We start from the raw sequence: 16,410 nt of genomic DNA, 5'->3' as shown, positions 1-16,410 counted from the left end.
ATGAATCCGATGGCGGGCGGGAACCGGCAGCGCATGAGTCTCGGAACAGGAATCGTCCTCTTCGTGATCGGCGCGATCCTCGCGTTCGCCGTGCACGTGCAGCTGGCCTGGGTGGACTTGACGATCGTCGGCTACATCCTGATGGTGGCGGGCGCCGTGGGGATCATCCTCGGCATCATCCTCATCGCCACGCGGCGCAATCGCACCGTCACGACGAGCCGCGGCTACACCGACCCCGCCACCGGCGAGCGCGTGCAGCGCAACACGGTCGACCGCGACGACCCGTTCGTCTAGAGCCCCCCGACAGAACTAGTTCCCGTTCCGGACATGCGCGCCCGCAGCCGCGGGCGCCGCCGTCCGGAACGGGAACTAGTTGTAAGTGCTACTTCTTGACGTCGAAGCGGTCGAGCTCCATGACCTTCTGCCACGCGGCGGCGAAGTCGCGCACGAACAGCTCGCCGGCGTCGTCGGTGGCATAGGCCTCGGCGACGGCGCGCAGCTCGGAGTTCGCGCCGAACAGCAGGTCGATGCGCGAGCCGATGATCGTCTTGCCCGACGCCGTGGTCCCGCGGTAGGCGTGGCCGCCCTCGTCGAGCGGCGTCCACGAGGTGCCGAGGTCGAGCAGCGTGACGAAGAAGTCGTTCGTCAGCTGACCGGGGCGATCGGTGAAGACGCCGATGTTCGAGCCGTCCCAGTTGGCCCCGATGGCGCGCAGGCCGCCGACGAGAACCGTCGCCTCGGGCGCCGACAGGGTGAGCAGGTTCGCCTTGTCGACGAAGACGTGCTCCTCGGGAAGCACGGACTGGACACCGAAGTAGTTGCGGAAGCCGTCCTGCTTGGGCTCGAGGTAGCGGAACGACTCGACGTCGGTCTGCTCCTGCGTCGCGTCGCCGCGACCCTGGGTGAACCCGACCTCGATCTCGTAGCCCGCGGAACGAGCCGCCTGCTCGACGCCCACATTGCCCGCGAGCACGATCAGGTCGGCGAGCGAAACGGGCGCGCTCGACGCGTTCTTGATCTCGCGCAGCTTGGCGAGCACCAGGGCGAGCTGCTCGGGGTTGTTCACCTGCCACGACTTCTGCGGCTCGAGGGCGATGCGCGCGCCGTTGGCGCCGCCGCGCTTGTCGCTGCCGCGGAACGTCGAGGCGGATGCCCACGCCGTCGTCACGAGCTGCTGCACCGTGAGGCCCGACTCGGCGATCGCGGTCTTGAGCGACGCGATGTCGGCGTCCGTGAGGATGCCCTCAGGCCGCTGCACGCGGTCCTGCCAGATGAGCTCCTCGCTGGGTACCTCGGGCCCGAGGTACCGGGCGATCGGCCCCATGTCGCGGTGGGTCAGCTTGAACCACGCGCGGGCGAAGGCATCGGCGAAGGCATCCTGGTCGTCCTTGAAGCGCCGCGAGATCTTGTCGTACTCGGGGTCGAAGCGCAGCGCCAGGTCGGAGGTCAGCATGCGCGGCTCGCGCTTGCCGTCGCCGAACGACTCGGGCACGAGGTCGGCGCCGCCGTTGTTCTTCGGCCGCCACTGGTGGGCGCCGGCCGGCGACTCCATCAGCTCCCACTCGTAGCCGTAGAGGATGTGGAAGAACTCGTTGTCCCAGCGGGTCGGGTGGTACGTCCAGGTGACCTCGAGGCCTGAGGTGATCGCGTCGATGCCGACGCCCGACTTGTAGTCGCTCTTCCAGCCGAGGCCCTGCTGCTCGAACGGCGCGGCCTCGGGGTTCGGGCCGGGCGCGTCGGCGGGCGCGTTGCCGTGGGTCTTGCCGAAGGTGTGGCCGCCGGCGATCAGCGCGACGGTCTCCTCGTCGTTCATCGCCATCCGCTTGAACGTCTCGCGGATGTCGCGAGCGGATGCCACCGGGTCGGGGTTCCCGTTCGGCCCTTCGGGGTTCACGTAGATCAGGCCCATCTGCACCGCGGCGAGCGGGTCCTCGAGCTCGCGGTCGCCGTGGTACCGCTGGTCGTCGAGCCACGTCGTCTCGGGGCCCCAGTAGACGTCGTCATCGGGCTCCCACGCGTCGACACGGCCGCCGGCGAAGCCGAAGGTCTTGAAGCCCATCTCCTCGAGGGCGACGTTGCCGGCGAGGATCATGAGGTCGGCCCACGACAGGCTCTTGCCGTACTTCTTCTTCACGGGCCACAGCAGGCGACGCGCCTTGTCGAGGCTCACGTTGTCGGGCCACGAGTTCAGCGGAGCGAAGCGCTGCTGCCCCGTACCGCCGCCGCCGCGGCCGTCCTGCACGCGGTAGGTGCCGGCGCTGTGCCACGCCATGCGGATGATCAGCGGGCCGTAGTTGCCGAAGTCGGCCGGCCACCAGGGCTGCGAGGTGGTGAGCACCTCGGCGATGTCGGCCTTGACCGCGGCGAGATCGAGCGTCTTGAACGCCTCGGCGTAGTCGAACTCCTCGCCGTAGGGGTTGAGGATCGGCTGGTTCTTGGCGAGCAGCTTGAGGTTCAGGCGGTCGGGCCACCAGCCGTGGTTCGCGGAGCCGCTGGTGGGGTGCGGCGCGCGCTGGCCGTGGGGCACCGGGCACTCGGCGCCGATGGACTCGCCGACACCGGCGGTTCCGGGCTCGTCGACGACCGGGGCCGTCGGCTGCTGTGCACCGTCGGTCGTGAAGACGCCGTGCTCGTGAGGGTCGGACATGGTGTTCCTTCCAGGAGTGGGTGGTTGTGGCTAGAGAGAAGTCGATGCGCAGTCGGGGCAGAGCCCCCAGTAGACGACCTCGGCCGTCTCGATGCGGAAGCCGTGCGCGTCGGAGGGCTCGAGGCAGGGCGACTCGCCCACGGCGCAGTCGACGTCCTGCACGGCTCCGCAGCTGCGGCACACGGCGTGGTGATGGTTGTCGCCGACGCGGGCCTCGTAGCGCGCGAGCGAGCCCTGCGGCTGGATGCGCCGCACGAGCCCCGCCTCGGTGAGCGTGTGCAGCGTGTCGTAGACCGCCTGGTGCGACACCTCGGGCAGCTCGGCGCGGGCCGCGGCGATCAGGGTGTCGGTGTCGGAGTGCGGGTTGCGGTGCACCGCGTCGAAGACGGCGAGCCGGGGGCGCGTCACTCTGAGGCCGGCATCGCGAAGCATCCGCTCGATGTCCACCGCGATCGTCACATGCCCAGCATTCCGGCTTTTCTTGATCGAGTCAAGAAAACGCCGGGCGTGCGAACGACGCGGAGTGCGGGTATCGCCCGATCATGGAGACACGTCACCCGGGCCACGTCGCCGTGCTCGGGCAGCTCGCGCGCGACCTCGTGCTGCAGGTGGACGCCGTGCCGGACGCCGGCGGCAGCTCCCCCGTGCGGCAGCGCCGCGAGCTGCTCGGCGGCAAGGGCGCGAACCATGCCCTCGGCTTGCGGCAGCTCGGCAACGCCGTCGAGCTGATCGCCGTGGCAGGGGACGATCCGGCCGGGGCGTCCGCCCTGCACGAGGCGGTCGAACAGGGCATCGGCGTGGCCTGCGCGGCACGGCGAGGCACGACCGCCCTGCTCGTCGACGTGGTCGACTCGGGCGGCGCGCGGCGTCTGCTCGAGCACGTGCCGGGCGACGCGCTGCTCACCGCGGACGACGTGCACCGCGCGTCCGCCGCGATCACGGCGGCCGACACCGTCTGCCTCCAGCTGCAGCAGCCTGCCGAGGCCCTGCTCGCGGCCGCCGAGATCGCGACCCGCGCGCAGGCGCGCATCGTGCTCGACGGCGCCATCGAGGGGGACGCGCGCGATGAGCTGCTCACCCGGGCGCAGGTCGTGCGCGCGGATGCCGCAGAGGCCGCGCTGCTGACCGGGCGCGAGATCGGCGACCTGGACGCGGCGCGGCGCGCGGCCGCGGAGCTGCTCAGGCGCGGCCCGGAGCTCGTCGCCATCGGCGTGCCAGGCGCAGGCGACCTCATCGCCTGGCACGGCGACGACGCCTTCCTGCGGTTCGCTGACAGCCGCGTCGTCGACGTGACCGGGGGCGGCGACGCCTTCCTCGCCGGGCTCGTCACCGGCGTTCGGCGCGGCTGGAGCCCGGAGCGCTCGGGGCGCCTCGCCGCCGCCGCGGCGAGCGCGACGGTGCAGCTTCTCGGCGGCCGGCCTGAGCTCGGCCGGCTTCGGCCTGACGGTGCACAGTGAGCTCGCGCGCGCCGCTCACCGTCGAGGACTGGGCCGTCGGCGTGTCGGGGCATGAGCCCGCCTGGGCTCCCCAGCTCGAGTCGCTGTTCGCACTGTCGAACGGATTCCTCGGGTGGCGCGGCACCCTCGACGAGAAGCCGTCGTCGCTCGGCGGCACCTGCCGCCTGAACGGATTCTTCGAGCGCTTCCCGCTCGCCTATGCGGAGCCGGCCTACGGCTACCCGAAGTTCGGGCAGGCGCTCGCCGGCGCTCCGGACGGAGCCGTGATCGCGCTCAGCATCGACGGGGAGCGGCTCGACCTGGGCGCAGGCACGGTGCACGCGCATGAGCAGCGGCTCGAGCTGCGCGACGGCACCCTGACGCGCGAGACGGTGTGGGAATCGCCAGCCGGGGCCCGCGTGCGCGTGCGCTCGACTCGCCTGGTCTCGCTCTGCGAGCGCGGCCTGGCCGCGGTGCGCTTCGAGGTCGAGGCCCTCGACGGCCGGCACGACGCCACGATCGTCTCGCTGCTCGAGGCCGCAGACACCCCTCAGCAGAACGAGGACGGCCTCGAGTCGATCGCCGCGCTCGTCCCGAGCTGGTCGGAAGCCGACGACGCGGGCGGCGCCGCATCTCACGCCACCGCGCACAGCGGCCTGGCCGTCGCTGCGGCGGTGCATCACGACGTCGGCGGAGGAGCTGAGATGCGGGCGCGAGCGGATGCCGCAGGCATCCGCACGACGATCACGGCGGCCCTGACGCCCGGCCGCGCTCTCACGGTGACCAAGCTCATCGGCTATGCGACCGGCGCGGACCACCAGACCACCGAACTCGTCGCGACGGCGCGCGCTCAGGTCGAGACGGCGCGCCGCCTCGGCTGGGCCGAGCTGCTGTCTCGGCAGCGAGCCGTGCTCGACGGGTTCTGGCGCACCGCCGACGTCGAGATCGACGGCGACCCGCGGCTGCAGCAGGCGATCCGCTTCGCGCTGTTCCACGTCTTCCAGTCGGTGGTGTTCGCCGACCCGTTCCCGCCGCCCGCCAAGGGACTCACGGGCTCCGGCTACCAAGGCCACACCTTCTGGGACCTCGACAGCTTCGTCGTGCCGGTGCTCGCCGTGCTGCGCCCCGAGGCCGCCGCGAGCGCACTGCGCTGGCGGCATCGCGGGCTGCCGCTCGCGCAGCAGCGAGCCCGGGAACTGGGCTTTCGCGGTGCCGCGTTCCCGTGGCGCACGATCGATGGGCACGAGAGCTCGGGTTACTGGCCGGCGAGCACGGCGGCGCTGCACCTGAACGCGGACATCGCCGATGCGGTGCTGCGCTATGTCTGGGCGACGGGCGACGAGGAATTCGCGGCACGCGAGGGCGTCGAGCTGCTCGTGCAGACCGCCCGGCTGTGGCAGTCTCTCGTGCGCACCGACGACGAGGGCGTCGCGCACCTCGACGGCGTCACCGGGCCCGACGAGTACTCCGCGCTCGGCGACGACAACCTCTACACGAACCTCATGGCGCAGCAGAACCTGCTCGCCGCCGCGCAGTTCGCGCGGCGTCACCGTGAGGCCGCCGCGCGCCTTGCCATCACCGCCGACGAGCTCGCGCGGTGGGAGGCGACCGCGCACGCGATCGCCCTGCCCTTCGACGAGCGGAAGCGGGTGCACGCGCAGTCCGCCGGATTCACAGGGAAGAAGCGCTGGCCGTTCGATGAGATGACGGCCGACGCGTACCCGCTCATGGAGCACCACCCCTACGTGCAGCTCTATCGGCACGAGGTGGCGAAGCAGGCAGATCTCGCCCTCGCGCTCGTGCGCCGCCCTGGCGTCTTCACGGCCGCGCAGCGCGAGCGCGACTTCGCCTACTACGAGGCGATCACGGTGAGGGATTCCTCGCTGTCGGCCGCGACGCAGGCCGTGCTCGCCGCGGAGCTCGGGCACGTGGACCTCGCCGCGGAGTACGTGCGCGAGGTCGCCCAGATGGACCTCGCCGACCTGCACGGCGACACGCAGGGCGGCATCCATCTGGCCGCCGCCGCCGGCCTGTGGACGGCACTCGCCGCCGGGTTCGGCGGGCTCCGGCTCGGGGAAGGCGCGCCCGCGTTCGCGCCCCGCCTTCCCGAGCGGATGCACCGGCTGCGCTTCCGCGCGCGCCTGTGCGGCCGGCTGCTGCTCGTCGACATCCGACCGGGGCAGGCGAGCTACCGAGTGCTGGAGGGCCCACCGCTCACCGTCACGCACTGCGGGCAGGCCCTGAGCGTGGGGCAGCAATCGGTGACGGCGCCGATTCCCCGGCTCCCCCGCCCCGGGCCGCCGCCGACCCAGCCGCGCCACCGGCCGCCTGGCCTCGACGCGCCCCGCTGAGCCCCTACGGGCTGCGTGCATCCCGTGCGAGCCGGGTACAGCCCCGCCATGGCTAGAGAGCAGGTCGTCGTGATCACGGGGGCATCGAGCGGGATCGGGCGCGACGCGGCGCTCCGCTTCGCCCGCAGACACGCGCGCCTCGTGCTGGTGAGCAGGCGCGGCCGGGTGCTCGACGACGTCGCCGCCGAGTGTCGGCGCAAGGGCGCCGCGGCCGCCGTCGCCGTGGCTGCGGACATCAGCGCCGAGGCAGAGCTGCAAGCGGTCGTCGACACCGCCTTCGCGCACTTCGGCCGGATCGACGTCTGGGTCAACAACGCGGGCGTCGACGGCTACGGCCCGCTCGATCGCATGACGCCGGACGAGATCCGCCGCATCTTCGAGGTCAACGCCATCGGCACCGCTCTCGGCACACGCGCCGCCCTGCGTGCCATGAAGCCGGCAGGTCGCGGCACGATCGTCAACGTCTCGTCCGTGCTCGGCGAGGTGCCGCAGCCGTATGCCGCGGTCTACAGCGCCACCAAGGCGTCGATCCGCGCCCTGTCGGCCGCCGTTCGGAGCGAGCTGGCGCTCGAGAAGCACCGGCACATCCATGTGAGCACCGTGATCCCAGCAACGACCGACACGCCGGCCTACCGGCACTCGGCCAACCGCTCGGACCATAGGCTGCGCGCGATGCCGCCCGTCTACCCGGTGGGCTCCGCGGGCAAGGCGATCCTCCGCGCGGCGGCGAAGCACCCGCGCGAGACGACGGCGAACCTGGCCGGCACGATGTTCATCCCGATGCACCGGCTCGCGCCGGGGCTCACCGAGGCCGAGCTCGCCCAGCTCACGCAGCGCACCCAGTTCACGCGCGGACGCGCCACGGGCACGAGCGGCAACCTCTTCGAGCCCTTCCCCGACGCGGACGCGAGCGTGGGCGGCGGCTGGCGGGGCGGCAGCCGTCAGGCGATGAGCCGTCTGATGCTGGTCGCCGCGGTGGCGGTTCCGCTCTGGTGGCTCTTCGCGAAGTCCGCGAAACAGGGGAAGAAGGGAGCCAGGCGATGAAGGCGATGGTGTATCGCGGGCCGTATCAGGTCGGCGTGGAAGAGAAGCCCGAGCCGGTGATCGAGCACCCGAACGACGCGATCGTGCGGGTCACGCTCGCCTCCATCTGCGGTTCCGACCTGCACTTGTATCACGGCATGATGCCCGACACCCGGGTGGGCACCACGTTCGGCCACGAGTTCATCGGCGAGGTCGTCGAGGTCGGGGCATCCGTTCAGAACCTCGCAGTCGGCGACCGCGTGATGGTGCCGTTCAACGTGTACTGCGGCTCCTGCTATTTCTGCGCCCGCGGGCTGTACTCGAACTGCCACAACGTCAACCCGAACGCCACAGCGGTCGGGGGCATCTACGGCTACTCGCACACCTGCGGCGGCTACGACGGCGGGCAAGCCGAGTACGTGCGCGTGCCGTTCGCCGATGTCGGCCCCAGCGTCATTCCGGACTGGCTCGACGACGCCGACGCCCTGCTGATGACGGATGCCCTCGCCACCGGCTACTTCGGCGCGCAGCTCGGCGACATCACGCCGGGCGACACCGTCGTCGTGCTCGGCGCGGGGCCCGTCGGGCTGTTCGCCGCGCGCTCGGCCTGGCTGATGGGCGCCGGGCGCGTGATCGTCGTCGACCGGCTCGACTACCGGCTCGAGAAGGCGCGCGCGTTCGCCTTCGCCGAGACCCGCAACTACGAGCACTATCGCGACATCATCGTCGAACTGAAGAACGCGACCGACGGGCTCGGCGCCGATGTCGTGATCGACGCGGTCGGTGCCGAGGCCGACGGCAACCGGCTGCAGCACGTCACGGCGACCAAGCTCAAGCTGCAGGGCGGGTCGCCCGTTGCGCTCAACTGGGCGATCGACGGCGTGCGCAAGGGTGGCACAGTGTCGGTGCTCGGCGCCTACGGGCCGATGTTCAGCGCCGTGAAGTTCGGCGACGCCATGAACAAGGGGCTCACGCTGCGCATGAACCAGTGCCCGGTGAAGCGGCAGTGGCCGAGGCTGCTCGAGCACATCAAGAGCGGATTCCTCACGCCGAGCGACATCGTCACGCACCGCATCCCGCTCGATGAGGTCGCCGACGGCTACCGCATGTTCTCCGGGAAAGAAGACGGCATCATCAAGGCACTGCTCGTGCCGTCGGGAAGCTAGGAGATCTCATGGACCCGTACACCGCAGGAACCGAGCGCCCGCCGTTCGACGCTGAGGCGTTGCGCTCGCGCATTCCCGGCTGGGGCGCGGACAGCGACCCGGCCGACCGCCCCTCCTCTCCGCGTGAGCGCTTCGACCCCGCGGCGAGCGGCGCGCACTGGGACGTGCCCGAGCGGCAGGCCGGAGGCGATGACCGCGAGCGCTCCATCGAGCACCGGCAGCTGACGCCGGTGTTCGGCACGACCTCTCCCCTGCGCGGCGTCTCGGGAGTCATCCGTCGCTTCGCCTATGACAACTTCAGCGAGGGCCGCGCGGCGCACTGGCTGCTGCTCATCGCCGGCGACCGCGTTGAGGCGATGGGCGCCCGCTTCGAGCGCGACCCCGTGCGCGCGGCAGCACCGTGGCTGATCGGCGCCGCGGCCGTGGGCGCGCTGGTCAGCCTGCGGCGCGGCCGGCGCGGTTGAGCAGTACGAGCTCGACGTCGCGCACAGCGCCGTCGTCGACCCTCATCCACTGGTAGCTGCAGTAGGGCTGACGGCGGCGGTCCGTGGGCGAGCCCGGGTTGAGCAGGCGCAGCCCGCCGGGCGTCGTCGTGTCCCACGGGATGTGGCTGTGCCCGAAGACGAGCACGTCGGCGTCGGGGAAGAGCTCGTCCATGCGGCGCTCGCGGCCGGCTGCCGCACCGGTCTCGTGGATCGCGGCGAAGCGCAGACCCTCGACCTCCCAGCGGGCGATCTCGGGCAGTCGCGCGCGCAGCTCGGCGCCGTCGTTGTTGCCGTACACGCCGTGCAGCACGCGGGCTCGGTCGCTCAGCTGATCGAGCAGTTCAGCCGAGACCCAGTCCCCCGCGTGCACCACGACGTCGGCGCGATCGACAGCGTCCCACACCTCGGCCGGCAGCTCGCGGGCCCGTTTCGGAACGTGGGTGTCGGCGAGCATCAGCAGCGAGGTGGTCACGTGTCGATCTTGACGCGTCACTCCATGTCGAGCTTGTCCTGCGCGACCGCGGCGACCTCCTCGACGGTGTTGGGCAGGTCGGTGGTGCCGAAGTAGCGTGCGTCGGGCCGGGTCGGCGGCGGCATCGGAACGCCCTGCTCGGGCGCCTCACGATAGCTGAACTCGCCCTTCCCATCGGGCGATGCGCCGGAGGCCCAGCGCCCGTCGCCGGCACTCGCCCCGTCGGAGAAATTGATGTACTCGTACGCCACCGCCTGGTCCTGCTGACCTTCGGGGAACTTGTTCGGCACCGGAAGGCCCTCCAGCCCCTCGTCGCGCAGCTCGGCGGCCGCCGCGATCCACATGTTCTGATGCATCGTGTCGCGGGCGATCAGGAAGCTCAGCAGATCGCGCACGCCCGCGTCGTCGGTCATGTGGTACAGGCGTGCCACCTGGACGCGCCCCTGCATCTCGGCGTTCGCATTCGCGGTGAAGTCCGCGAGCAGATTGCCGCTCGCGGTCAGGTACGAACCCGACCACGGATTCCCCATGCTGTCGACCGCACGGGCGCCCGCGCCGGCGACGATCGCCTGCTGGATGTCGGTGCCGCCGACGACCGCGGCCACCGTAGGGTCGTCCTGCACGGCATCGTTCGTGATCCCGAGCGGGGCCTTCTCGAGCAGCTGCGCGATCATCGTCGCCAGCATCTCGACATGGCCGAGCTCCTCTGCGCCGATCCCGAACACGAGATCCCGCCACTTGCCCGGAATGTGCATGTTCCATGCCTGGAACTGGTACTGCAGCGCCGCCGTGATCTCGCCGTACTGGCCGCCCAGCACCTCCTGCAGCTTGCGGGCATACACGGCGTCCGGCTTCGTCGGGCTGGCCGCATGCTGCAGCTCTTGCTTGTGAAAGAACATCGTCTCTTCCCCTCGTTCATCGGAGCAGGCGACGCTACGGAGCGCGTTTCGCCGCGGGCAGGGGCTTGGCGCGGGCGAGATCCCGCGTACTCTGTGCGCGCACTCGCCGACGGCTTCGGATTGCGCCCACCGCCTGCCGGGTATGGCCCAGGCATGGCTCAGTTGAATGGAAAGAAGATCGCATTCCTGATGACCGACGGCGTCGAGCAGGTGGAGTACACCGGCCCGCGGCAGGCGGTCGAAGAAGCGGGCGCGACGGCGGTGCTCATCTCACCGAAGCCCGACACCGTGCAGGGCTTCAATCACGTCGACAAGGGCGACGAGTTCTCGGTCGAGGTGCCGATCGGCCAGGCATCCCCCGACGACTACGACGCCCTCGTGCTGCCGGGCGGCGTCGTGAACGCCGACGCGCTGCGCACCGATCAGGCGTCCGTCGAGTTCGCCAAGGCGTTCTTCGCGGCGCACAAGCCGGTCGCGGCTATCTGCCATGCACCGTGGACCCTCATCGAGGCGGGCGTCGTCGACGGCCGCACGCTGACCTCGTGGCCGAGCCTTCAGACCGACCTGCGCAACGCCGGTGCCACCTGGGTCGACGAGGAGGTGCACGTCGACAAGGGCTTCGTCACGAGCCGCAAGCCCGACGACATCCCGGCGTTCTCGGCCAAGCTGATCGAAGAGGTCGCGGAAGGCGCGCACGAGGGCCAGCACGTGTGACGATCTAGCATCGGATTCATGATCGAGGGCGCGGATGCCGCGGGCGAGACGATCGCCGGAATCCGCGCCCTCGCCCTGTCTCACGCTGCCGCGCTCGCGGGCTCCGGCGACGTGGTGCGCGCCGAGCAGCCGGCTCGCCGCTCCGTCGTCGCGCTCGCGGTCGCCGAGCGGCGCGAACTGCAGGCCGCGGCGCTGCGCGGCGGGTTCCCGGCCGGCGAGACCGTGAACTTCAACGCCGTGCCGGTCGACGTCGACCGGCTGCAGCGCACCGGCGAATCCGGCCCGCTCGTCATGCGCGAGGGCGTGGCGTTCGTGCGCTGGAGCGCCACCCAGCCCGAGGCCCTTGCAGAGCTCTCGGGATATCTCATGGACCGGGCCGAGCTGCTCGCGCACCCGCCGAGCGGCGCCGGGTAGCGGTTTCGTTGCAGCTTCGTGTCCGAAGATGACAGCAGAGATGCGGCTACCTCGTCGTAGCCTCTTGTGAGCGTATGTCGATTAACGTGGCAGCAACGCCGACAGGGGGAAAGACAGCATGACCGAGAACGTGACCGGTGCCGAGAACGCGGCCGTGGGCGCAACCGCCCGGACTGCGACGCTCGACGCCTCGGCCACCGCCGGCTCCCAGCCGACCTGGATCTCGGTCGAGCACCCGCCGCGCAAGAAGCACCTCGGCCTCTGGTTCGGCATCCCCGGCGGGTTCGTCGCCGCGGCCGCCGTGGCCGCCTCCCTCCTCCTCATCGCCCCCGGCGTGACCGTCGCCGGCGCCTCGGTCGGCCTCACCACCCCGGGCGGCGCTCGCCAGGCCATCGAAGACCGCCTCGCCGACCTCACGATCCACATCGGCGATGCGACGCTCACCGCCGCTCAGCTCGGCGCGACCGTCGACGCGACGTCGCTCGCCGCCGATGCGCACAGCGAGCACCCCCTGTGGAACGTCACGGCGTGGAATCCGCAGCCCTCCGCCGGCAAGGTCACGATCGACCCGGCCGTGGCCCTTCCGGCGCTGAGGCAGGCGGCGCCGCAGCTCTTCTCCGATGCGACCGACGCCGGCGTCGTGTTCGACACCAAGTCCGGGAAGTTCACCGCCACCGCGGCCGAGCCCGGCCGCGGCGTCGACGTCGCGGCGCTCGCGACCAGCCTGACCGACGCACTCGGCTCCCCCACAGGCACCGCCCTCGGGCTCGGCGCAGCACCCGCCACGGCGTCCTCGGTGACGCTGCACCCGAAGCAGACCGAGGTCGACGCCGCCGCCACGACCGCGAAGGCCCAGGCGTTCGCCGACAAGCTCAACGCCCAGGCCGACTCGGCCGGGTTCTATCTGCAGGGCACGCGTGCCGCAGCGGTGTCGCTCGCCACCGTCGCCTCGTGGATGGAGATCAAGGCCGACCCGACGACGGGCGAGTTCTCGGTCACGCCGAAGCAGGCGGCCATCAACGCGGCCGTGGCCGACCTGCCCGCAAAGGTCAACAAGTCGGCGCAGAACGCCACGGTCGTCACCAACTCGGCCGGCAAGACGCTGCGCGTCGTCCAGCAGGGCCACGACGGCTTTGGCATCAGCTCGACCGACGGCGTCGCCGCGCAGATCGCAACAGACCTCACGAACTCGAACCTCAAGTTCTCGCTCCAGGGCGAGGTGCAGAAGTACACGACGACCACCGTCTTCCGCCGCCTCGAGGTCGACAAGAGCGCCGGCATGACCTACCTGTACGAGGGCCCGAAGGCCGGGCAGGAGAAGCTGATCGCGACCTACCCGATCGCGATCGGAAAGCCCGGTCACGACACCCGCGACGGCCACTACACCGTCTACACCCAGCTGCCCACGCAGGACATGGGCAACTGCGACGGGAAGCACCCGCAGTTCGACTACTGCACGAAGAACGTGCCGTGGATCTCGTACTTCGACGGAGACCAGGGCTTCCACGGCACCTACTGGCACAACAACTTCGGCCCCGGCGCGCGCATGAGCCACGGCTGCGTGAACATGCGCATCGCCGACGCCCTGACCGTCTACAAGTTCGCGCAGGTCGGCACCGAGGTGTGGGTGCACGAGTAGGCCGACGGCGCCGGAGCGGCTCACTGCCCGGGCGGCCCACTGTCCGGGCCACCGGCGCCACCCGACCCGCCAGACGGGCCGAAGCCGCCGCTCGTGCTGCCGCCGAGGCGGCTGCTGCTCGAGCTCGAGGTGCTGTCGCTGCTCGTCGTGGAGGACAGATCGGCCAACTCGACCTGATCGCCTGCGGCGAGCCCCGAGGTGATCTGGGTGCGGTCGGACCCGACTGCGCCGACCTCGACACTCGTGGTGACGAGCTTGCCGTTCTTCACGACGTAGACGGTGTACTTATCACCCGAGGCGACGTGCACCGCCGAGCTCGGAACGCTCAGCACGTCCTTCGCGGTCGTGATGCTGACGTCGAGGTTCGCCGAGGCACCGTTGAGCAGCGCAGCATCCGTGTCGTCGAGCTTGATCTTCACGTCGTAGCTCGGCGTGCTTGAGTCACTCGCAGTGTTGAGGACACCGATCGAGCTGACGGCGCCCGTGAGCTTTGCGCTCACACCTGAGACGGTGGCGGATGCCTGCTGCCCCACTTTCAGCGCCCCGATGCCCGTCACCCCGACGCTCGTGTCGACGACCCAGCCGTTGTCGCCGACGACCGTGATCGTCTCAGTGCTGGAGCTCGCGGTGACGCTCTCGCCCGCGCTCAGTGACACGGATGCGACCGTTCCGCCGATCGGCGTCGTGAGCGTGGCCATGGTGAGGTTCTCCTGCGCGACGGCGAGCTGCGCCTTCGCGCTGGTGACCGCGGCCTCGTCGGCGACGATCTGCTCGGCGGATGCCGCGGTCGAGGCCTGGCCGGTGCCGGTGGCTGCGCCAGAGCCCGAGCCCGTCGTCGAGCTTCCCGAGCCGGCGGAGCCGGAACCCGACGCTGCCCCCGAGTCAGAGCCGCCGGTCGTCGGCGCCTGGCTGCTGCCGGAACCTGCGCTGCCGGAGCTGCTCGAGCCGCCGGAGCCGGCGCTGCCGCTCGACGGCTCCGCCGCGGAGCTCGCGGCGTCCTGCAGCGCCGTCACGGCGGTGGTGAGCGCCGTCTCGTCGGAGGTGAGCTGCGAGCCGAGGCCCTTCAGGTTCGTGAGCGTCGTGCCGAGGTCGGAGATTCCGGTGGCGACGTCGGTGCCGGCCGACAACCCGTCGGCCGGCGTTCCGCCGCCCGTGAGCGCGGTCGCAACCGCCGCCTGGCAGCTCGCGAGGTCGTTCTGCGCCTGTGTGAGGTCGTCGGCGGAGTCGGCCGTGTCTTCGGCGAAGGCGGCGCACGCACTGGTCGAGGCATCCGTGTCGAGCAGCGCGTTCAGCGTCGTCTGGACGGCACTGATCTCGGTCTGCGTGTTGGTGACGGCACCCGTCAGCTCGTCGTAGTCCGCGATCAGCGCCTTCTGCGCCGCCTGGACCGCCGCGATCTGCGTGGCGAGCGACGTCGAGCTCGACGAGGTGCTCGCCGCGGTCGTCACAGAGGCGGTCGTGACGATCTTCTCGGCGCTCGACGCGGACGATTCTGACGAGGCGGTCGCCGCGGCCGAGTTGCTCGACGAAGACGAGGTGCTCGACGAAGACGAGGTGCTCGACGTCGAGGTCTGCGAGTCCTCGTCGGATTCCAGCGTCTGCTCCGCCGTGGTGACCGCCTGCTCGGCGCTCGTGATCGCGTCCTCGAGCGAGTCCGTGTCGAGCGTCGCGAGGGTCGCGCCCGCTTTCACGGTCTGGCCGACCTTCACCTTCACCGCCGAGACGGTGCCTGCGACCTGGAAGGACTGCTCGGTCTCGGACGCCGAGGCGACGGTGCCGCTCAGTGTCGAGGTCTGCACGACATCGGCCTTCGCGGCCGTCGCCGTGCGGTAGCCGGGGCCGCTGCCGGCGAGTTGCGCATAGGCGGTTCCGCCCGCGGCCACAGCGAGCACGACGCCGACGGCCGTGCCGATGACGATGCGCTTGCGGCGCCGAGCGCGACGCCGGCGAAGTTCCCGGGACTCAGCCATTCGTGCTGCCTCCGTCCGAGCTGTCGTTGCCGCTGCCACCGGGGCCGCCCTGGCCGCCAGGGCCACCGGCACCGCCGAAGCCCGAGGCGCAACTGCCGTCCGAGTCCGGCGCGCTCACGGTGATCGACGTCGCGCTGACCGTGCCCGAGTCGTCCGCCTTGCCCTGCACGGCAGCGCACTGGCCGACGACGAGCGCGGAGCTCGAGGTGGTCTGCTGCTTGGTGTAGGTGGTGGACGAGGTGACGGTGACCTTCTTGGTCGAGGTCTTCTTCGTCTGCGGGTTCGTCACCCTGACGGTGATCGTGTCGCCGCTGACCGCGGTGACCTCGCCGCTGGTCGGTGCCGTGAAGTTCCCGGATGGGCCCGAGCCCTTCGCCGCTGAGGGCATGCCGCTCGGCATATCGCTCGGGCGGGACGCGGAGCCCGAGCCGCCACCGCTCGGTGCACCGCCGCCGCCGAACCCAGTGGTGCAGCTGCCGTCGACCGCGGCGGTGATGCTGACCGAGGTGATGCCCGCTGCCGAGCTCGACGATGAAGAACTCGAACTCGACGTGCTGGGCATCGACGAGGCCGTGATGCACGAGCCGACCGTGACGTCGGAGAGCGAGGCGGTAGCGTTCGTGAGGATGCTGGTGCTCGAGCTGTAGCTCACCGCCGTCTGCGAGGAGCTGTCCTGCACCTGGAGTGTCGTTCCGTCGATCGCGGCTATCTCGCCCGAGACACCCCCGCGCTGCCCGCCGGACCCTCCCTGCTGGGCGGTGGAGCCGGAGTCGGACTTCGACGAGGTTCCGGAGGAGGTCGAGTTGGAGCTGCAGCCCGCGAGCGTCAGCACGGCAGCCGCGGCGAGCGCGGCGCCGATGGCAAAGGGGGTTTTCCGGGTCATGTTCTTCTCCTTGATTCCGTACGTGTTCGACTTATTCGGTGCGCAGCGCGTCGATCGGGGCGAGCCGGGCGGCGCGGGTGGCGGGGTAGACGCCGAAGACCAGGCCGATGCCGATCGCGACGACGAGAGAGAGTCCGACCGCGGCGCCGCTGATGACGATCGTCGAGCCGATGGCGGCGGGCAGGGTGAGAGCGGCGAGGACGCCGAGGCCGGCCCCGACGATGCCGCCGGTGAGTCCGAGGATGGCGGCCTCGACGAGGAACTGGTTCCTGATCGCCCCGGGCGGCGCGCCGAGCGCCTTCCGCAGGCCG

At 71.0% G+C, this 16,410-nt stretch carries 16 protein-coding genes; 9 read left to right on the top strand and 7 right to left on the bottom strand.

Going from position 1 to position 16,410, the window contains the following annotated elements:
- The first annotated feature begins 33 nt into the window (after positions 1 to 33).
- Positions 34 to 294, top strand: coding sequence for a DUF6458 family protein (locus tag ABD716_RS02200; RefSeq protein ID WP_344773345.1), 261 nt, complete (start codon positions 34 to 36; stop codon positions 292 to 294).
- A gap of 88 nt (positions 295 to 382) precedes the next feature.
- Here ABD716_RS02200 and katG read toward each other — a convergent pair whose 3' ends face one another.
- Positions 383 to 2,647, bottom strand: coding sequence for a catalase/peroxidase HPI (gene katG, locus ABD716_RS02195; protein WP_344773343.1), 2,265 nt, complete (start codon positions 2,645 to 2,647; stop codon positions 383 to 385).
- A gap of 30 nt (positions 2,648 to 2,677) precedes the next feature.
- Positions 2,678 to 3,079 (bottom strand): Fur family transcriptional regulator, encoded by a 402-nt coding sequence (locus ABD716_RS02190; RefSeq protein ID WP_344773444.1) that lies wholly within the window; start codon positions 3,077 to 3,079, stop codon positions 2,678 to 2,680.
- A gap of 110 nt (positions 3,080 to 3,189) precedes the next feature.
- On the opposite strand from ABD716_RS02190, the gene ABD716_RS02185 reads away from it, so the two are divergent.
- From ABD716_RS02185 to ABD716_RS02165, 5 genes are read left to right on the top strand one after another with little or no spacing between them, the layout of a single operon-like run.
- Entirely contained in the window at positions 3,190 to 4,104 is a 915-nt protein-coding gene (locus ABD716_RS02185; protein WP_344773341.1) for a PfkB family carbohydrate kinase, read from the top strand.
- Entirely contained in the window at positions 4,101 to 6,434 is a 2,334-nt protein-coding gene (locus tag ABD716_RS02180; protein WP_344773339.1) for a glycoside hydrolase family 65 protein, read from the top strand. The genes ABD716_RS02185 and ABD716_RS02180 overlap by 4 nt, the downstream gene beginning before the upstream one ends.
- 48 nt (positions 6,435 to 6,482) lie before the next feature.
- Positions 6,483 to 7,478: an SDR family NAD(P)-dependent oxidoreductase gene (locus ABD716_RS02175; RefSeq protein WP_344773337.1), complete on the top strand. Its 996-nt coding sequence runs from the start codon at positions 6,483 to 6,485 to the stop codon at positions 7,476 to 7,478.
- Positions 7,475 to 8,623: a zinc-dependent alcohol dehydrogenase gene (locus ABD716_RS02170; protein WP_344773335.1), complete on the top strand. Its 1,149-nt coding sequence runs from the start codon at positions 7,475 to 7,477 to the stop codon at positions 8,621 to 8,623. Before ABD716_RS02175 ends, ABD716_RS02170 begins: the two co-directional genes overlap by 4 nt.
- 8 nt (positions 8,624 to 8,631) lie before the next feature.
- Positions 8,632 to 9,087 carry a hypothetical protein gene (locus ABD716_RS02165; protein WP_344773333.1) on the top strand — a complete coding sequence of 152 codons (456 nt, stop codon included), beginning with the start codon at positions 8,632 to 8,634 and terminating at the stop codon, positions 9,085 to 9,087.
- Here the strand turns inward: ABD716_RS02165 and ABD716_RS02160 are convergent.
- Positions 9,059 to 9,580, bottom strand: a complete 522-nt coding sequence (locus ABD716_RS02160; protein ID WP_344773331.1) for a metallophosphoesterase family protein — start codon at positions 9,578 to 9,580, stop codon at positions 9,059 to 9,061. The genes ABD716_RS02165 and ABD716_RS02160 overlap by 29 nt on opposite strands.
- Positions 9,581 to 9,597: 17 nt before the next feature.
- Positions 9,598 to 10,479 carry a manganese catalase gene (locus tag ABD716_RS02155; protein ID WP_344773329.1) on the bottom strand — a complete coding sequence of 294 codons (882 nt, stop codon included), beginning with the start codon at positions 10,477 to 10,479 and terminating at the stop codon, positions 9,598 to 9,600.
- A 153-nt stretch (positions 10,480 to 10,632) separates the two neighbouring features.
- On the opposite strand from ABD716_RS02155, the gene ABD716_RS02150 reads away from it, so the two are divergent.
- From ABD716_RS02150 to ABD716_RS02140, 3 genes are all read left to right on the top strand, one after another.
- On the top strand, positions 10,633 to 11,193 hold the full coding sequence (locus ABD716_RS02150) for a type 1 glutamine amidotransferase domain-containing protein (protein ID WP_344773327.1): 561 nt from the start codon (positions 10,633 to 10,635) through the stop codon (positions 11,191 to 11,193).
- 18 nt (positions 11,194 to 11,211) lie between these two features.
- Positions 11,212 to 11,607, top strand: a complete 396-nt coding sequence (locus ABD716_RS02145; RefSeq protein WP_344773325.1) for a hypothetical protein — start codon at positions 11,212 to 11,214, stop codon at positions 11,605 to 11,607.
- Positions 11,608 to 11,725: 118 nt separating this feature from the next.
- Positions 11,726 to 13,246 carry a L,D-transpeptidase family protein gene (locus ABD716_RS02140; RefSeq protein WP_344773323.1) on the top strand — a complete coding sequence of 507 codons (1,521 nt, stop codon included), beginning with the start codon at positions 11,726 to 11,728 and terminating at the stop codon, positions 13,244 to 13,246.
- 20 nt (positions 13,247 to 13,266) lie between these two features.
- Here the strand turns inward: ABD716_RS02140 and ABD716_RS02135 are convergent, their stop codons facing one another.
- The 3 genes from ABD716_RS02135 to ABD716_RS02125 all read right to left on the bottom strand — a co-directional run.
- Positions 13,267 to 15,216, bottom strand: a complete 1,950-nt coding sequence (locus ABD716_RS02135) for an efflux RND transporter periplasmic adaptor subunit (protein WP_344773321.1) — start codon at positions 15,214 to 15,216, stop codon at positions 13,267 to 13,269.
- Positions 15,209 to 16,099, bottom strand: coding sequence for a DUF5666 domain-containing protein (locus ABD716_RS02130; protein ID WP_344773319.1), 891 nt, complete (start codon positions 16,097 to 16,099; stop codon positions 15,209 to 15,211). The genes ABD716_RS02135 and ABD716_RS02130 overlap by 8 nt, the downstream gene beginning before the upstream one ends.
- A 31-nt stretch (positions 16,100 to 16,130) precedes the next feature.
- Positions 16,131 to 16,410: ABC transporter permease (locus ABD716_RS02125; protein ID WP_344773317.1), on the bottom strand; the 280-nt coding region annotated here is incomplete at its 5' end.

This window comes from Gryllotalpicola kribbensis (genome assembly GCF_039538245.1).
Taxonomy (GTDB): domain Bacteria; phylum Actinomycetota; class Actinomycetes; order Actinomycetales; family Microbacteriaceae; genus Gryllotalpicola; species Gryllotalpicola kribbensis.
This window is presented reverse-complemented; position numbering and strand designations above follow the sequence as displayed.

What these genes read in the sequence shown, in the direction of transcription:
- ABD716_RS02200 (WP_344773345.1), top strand. Translation starts at nt 34, where the DNA reads ATGAGTCTCGGAACAGGAATCGTCCTCTTCGTGATCGGCGCGATCCTC.
- katG (WP_344773343.1), bottom strand. Translation starts at nt 2,647, where the DNA reads ATGTCCGACCCTCACGAGCACGGCGTCTTCACGACCGACGGTGCACAG.
- ABD716_RS02190 (WP_344773444.1), bottom strand. Translation starts at nt 3,079, where the DNA reads ATGCTTCGCGATGCCGGCCTCAGAGTGACGCGCCCCCGGCTCGCCGTC.
- ABD716_RS02185 (WP_344773341.1), top strand. Translation starts at nt 3,190, where the DNA reads ATGGAGACACGTCACCCGGGCCACGTCGCCGTGCTCGGGCAGCTCGCG.
- ABD716_RS02175 (WP_344773337.1), top strand. Translation starts at nt 6,483, where the DNA reads ATGGCTAGAGAGCAGGTCGTCGTGATCACGGGGGCATCGAGCGGGATC.
- ABD716_RS02170 (WP_344773335.1), top strand. Translation starts at nt 7,475, where the DNA reads ATGAAGGCGATGGTGTATCGCGGGCCGTATCAGGTCGGCGTGGAAGAG.
- ABD716_RS02165 (WP_344773333.1), top strand. Translation starts at nt 8,632, where the DNA reads ATGGACCCGTACACCGCAGGAACCGAGCGCCCGCCGTTCGACGCTGAG.
- ABD716_RS02155 (WP_344773329.1), bottom strand. Translation starts at nt 10,479, where the DNA reads ATGTTCTTTCACAAGCAAGAGCTGCAGCATGCGGCCAGCCCGACGAAG.
- ABD716_RS02150 (WP_344773327.1), top strand. Translation starts at nt 10,633, where the DNA reads ATGGCTCAGTTGAATGGAAAGAAGATCGCATTCCTGATGACCGACGGC.
- ABD716_RS02145 (WP_344773325.1), top strand. Translation starts at nt 11,212, where the DNA reads ATGATCGAGGGCGCGGATGCCGCGGGCGAGACGATCGCCGGAATCCGC.
- ABD716_RS02140 (WP_344773323.1), top strand. Translation starts at nt 11,726, where the DNA reads ATGACCGAGAACGTGACCGGTGCCGAGAACGCGGCCGTGGGCGCAACC.
- ABD716_RS02135 (WP_344773321.1), bottom strand. Translation starts at nt 15,216, where the DNA reads ATGGCTGAGTCCCGGGAACTTCGCCGGCGTCGCGCTCGGCGCCGCAAG.
- ABD716_RS02130 (WP_344773319.1), bottom strand. Translation starts at nt 16,099, where the DNA reads ATGACCCGGAAAACCCCCTTTGCCATCGGCGCCGCGCTCGCCGCGGCT.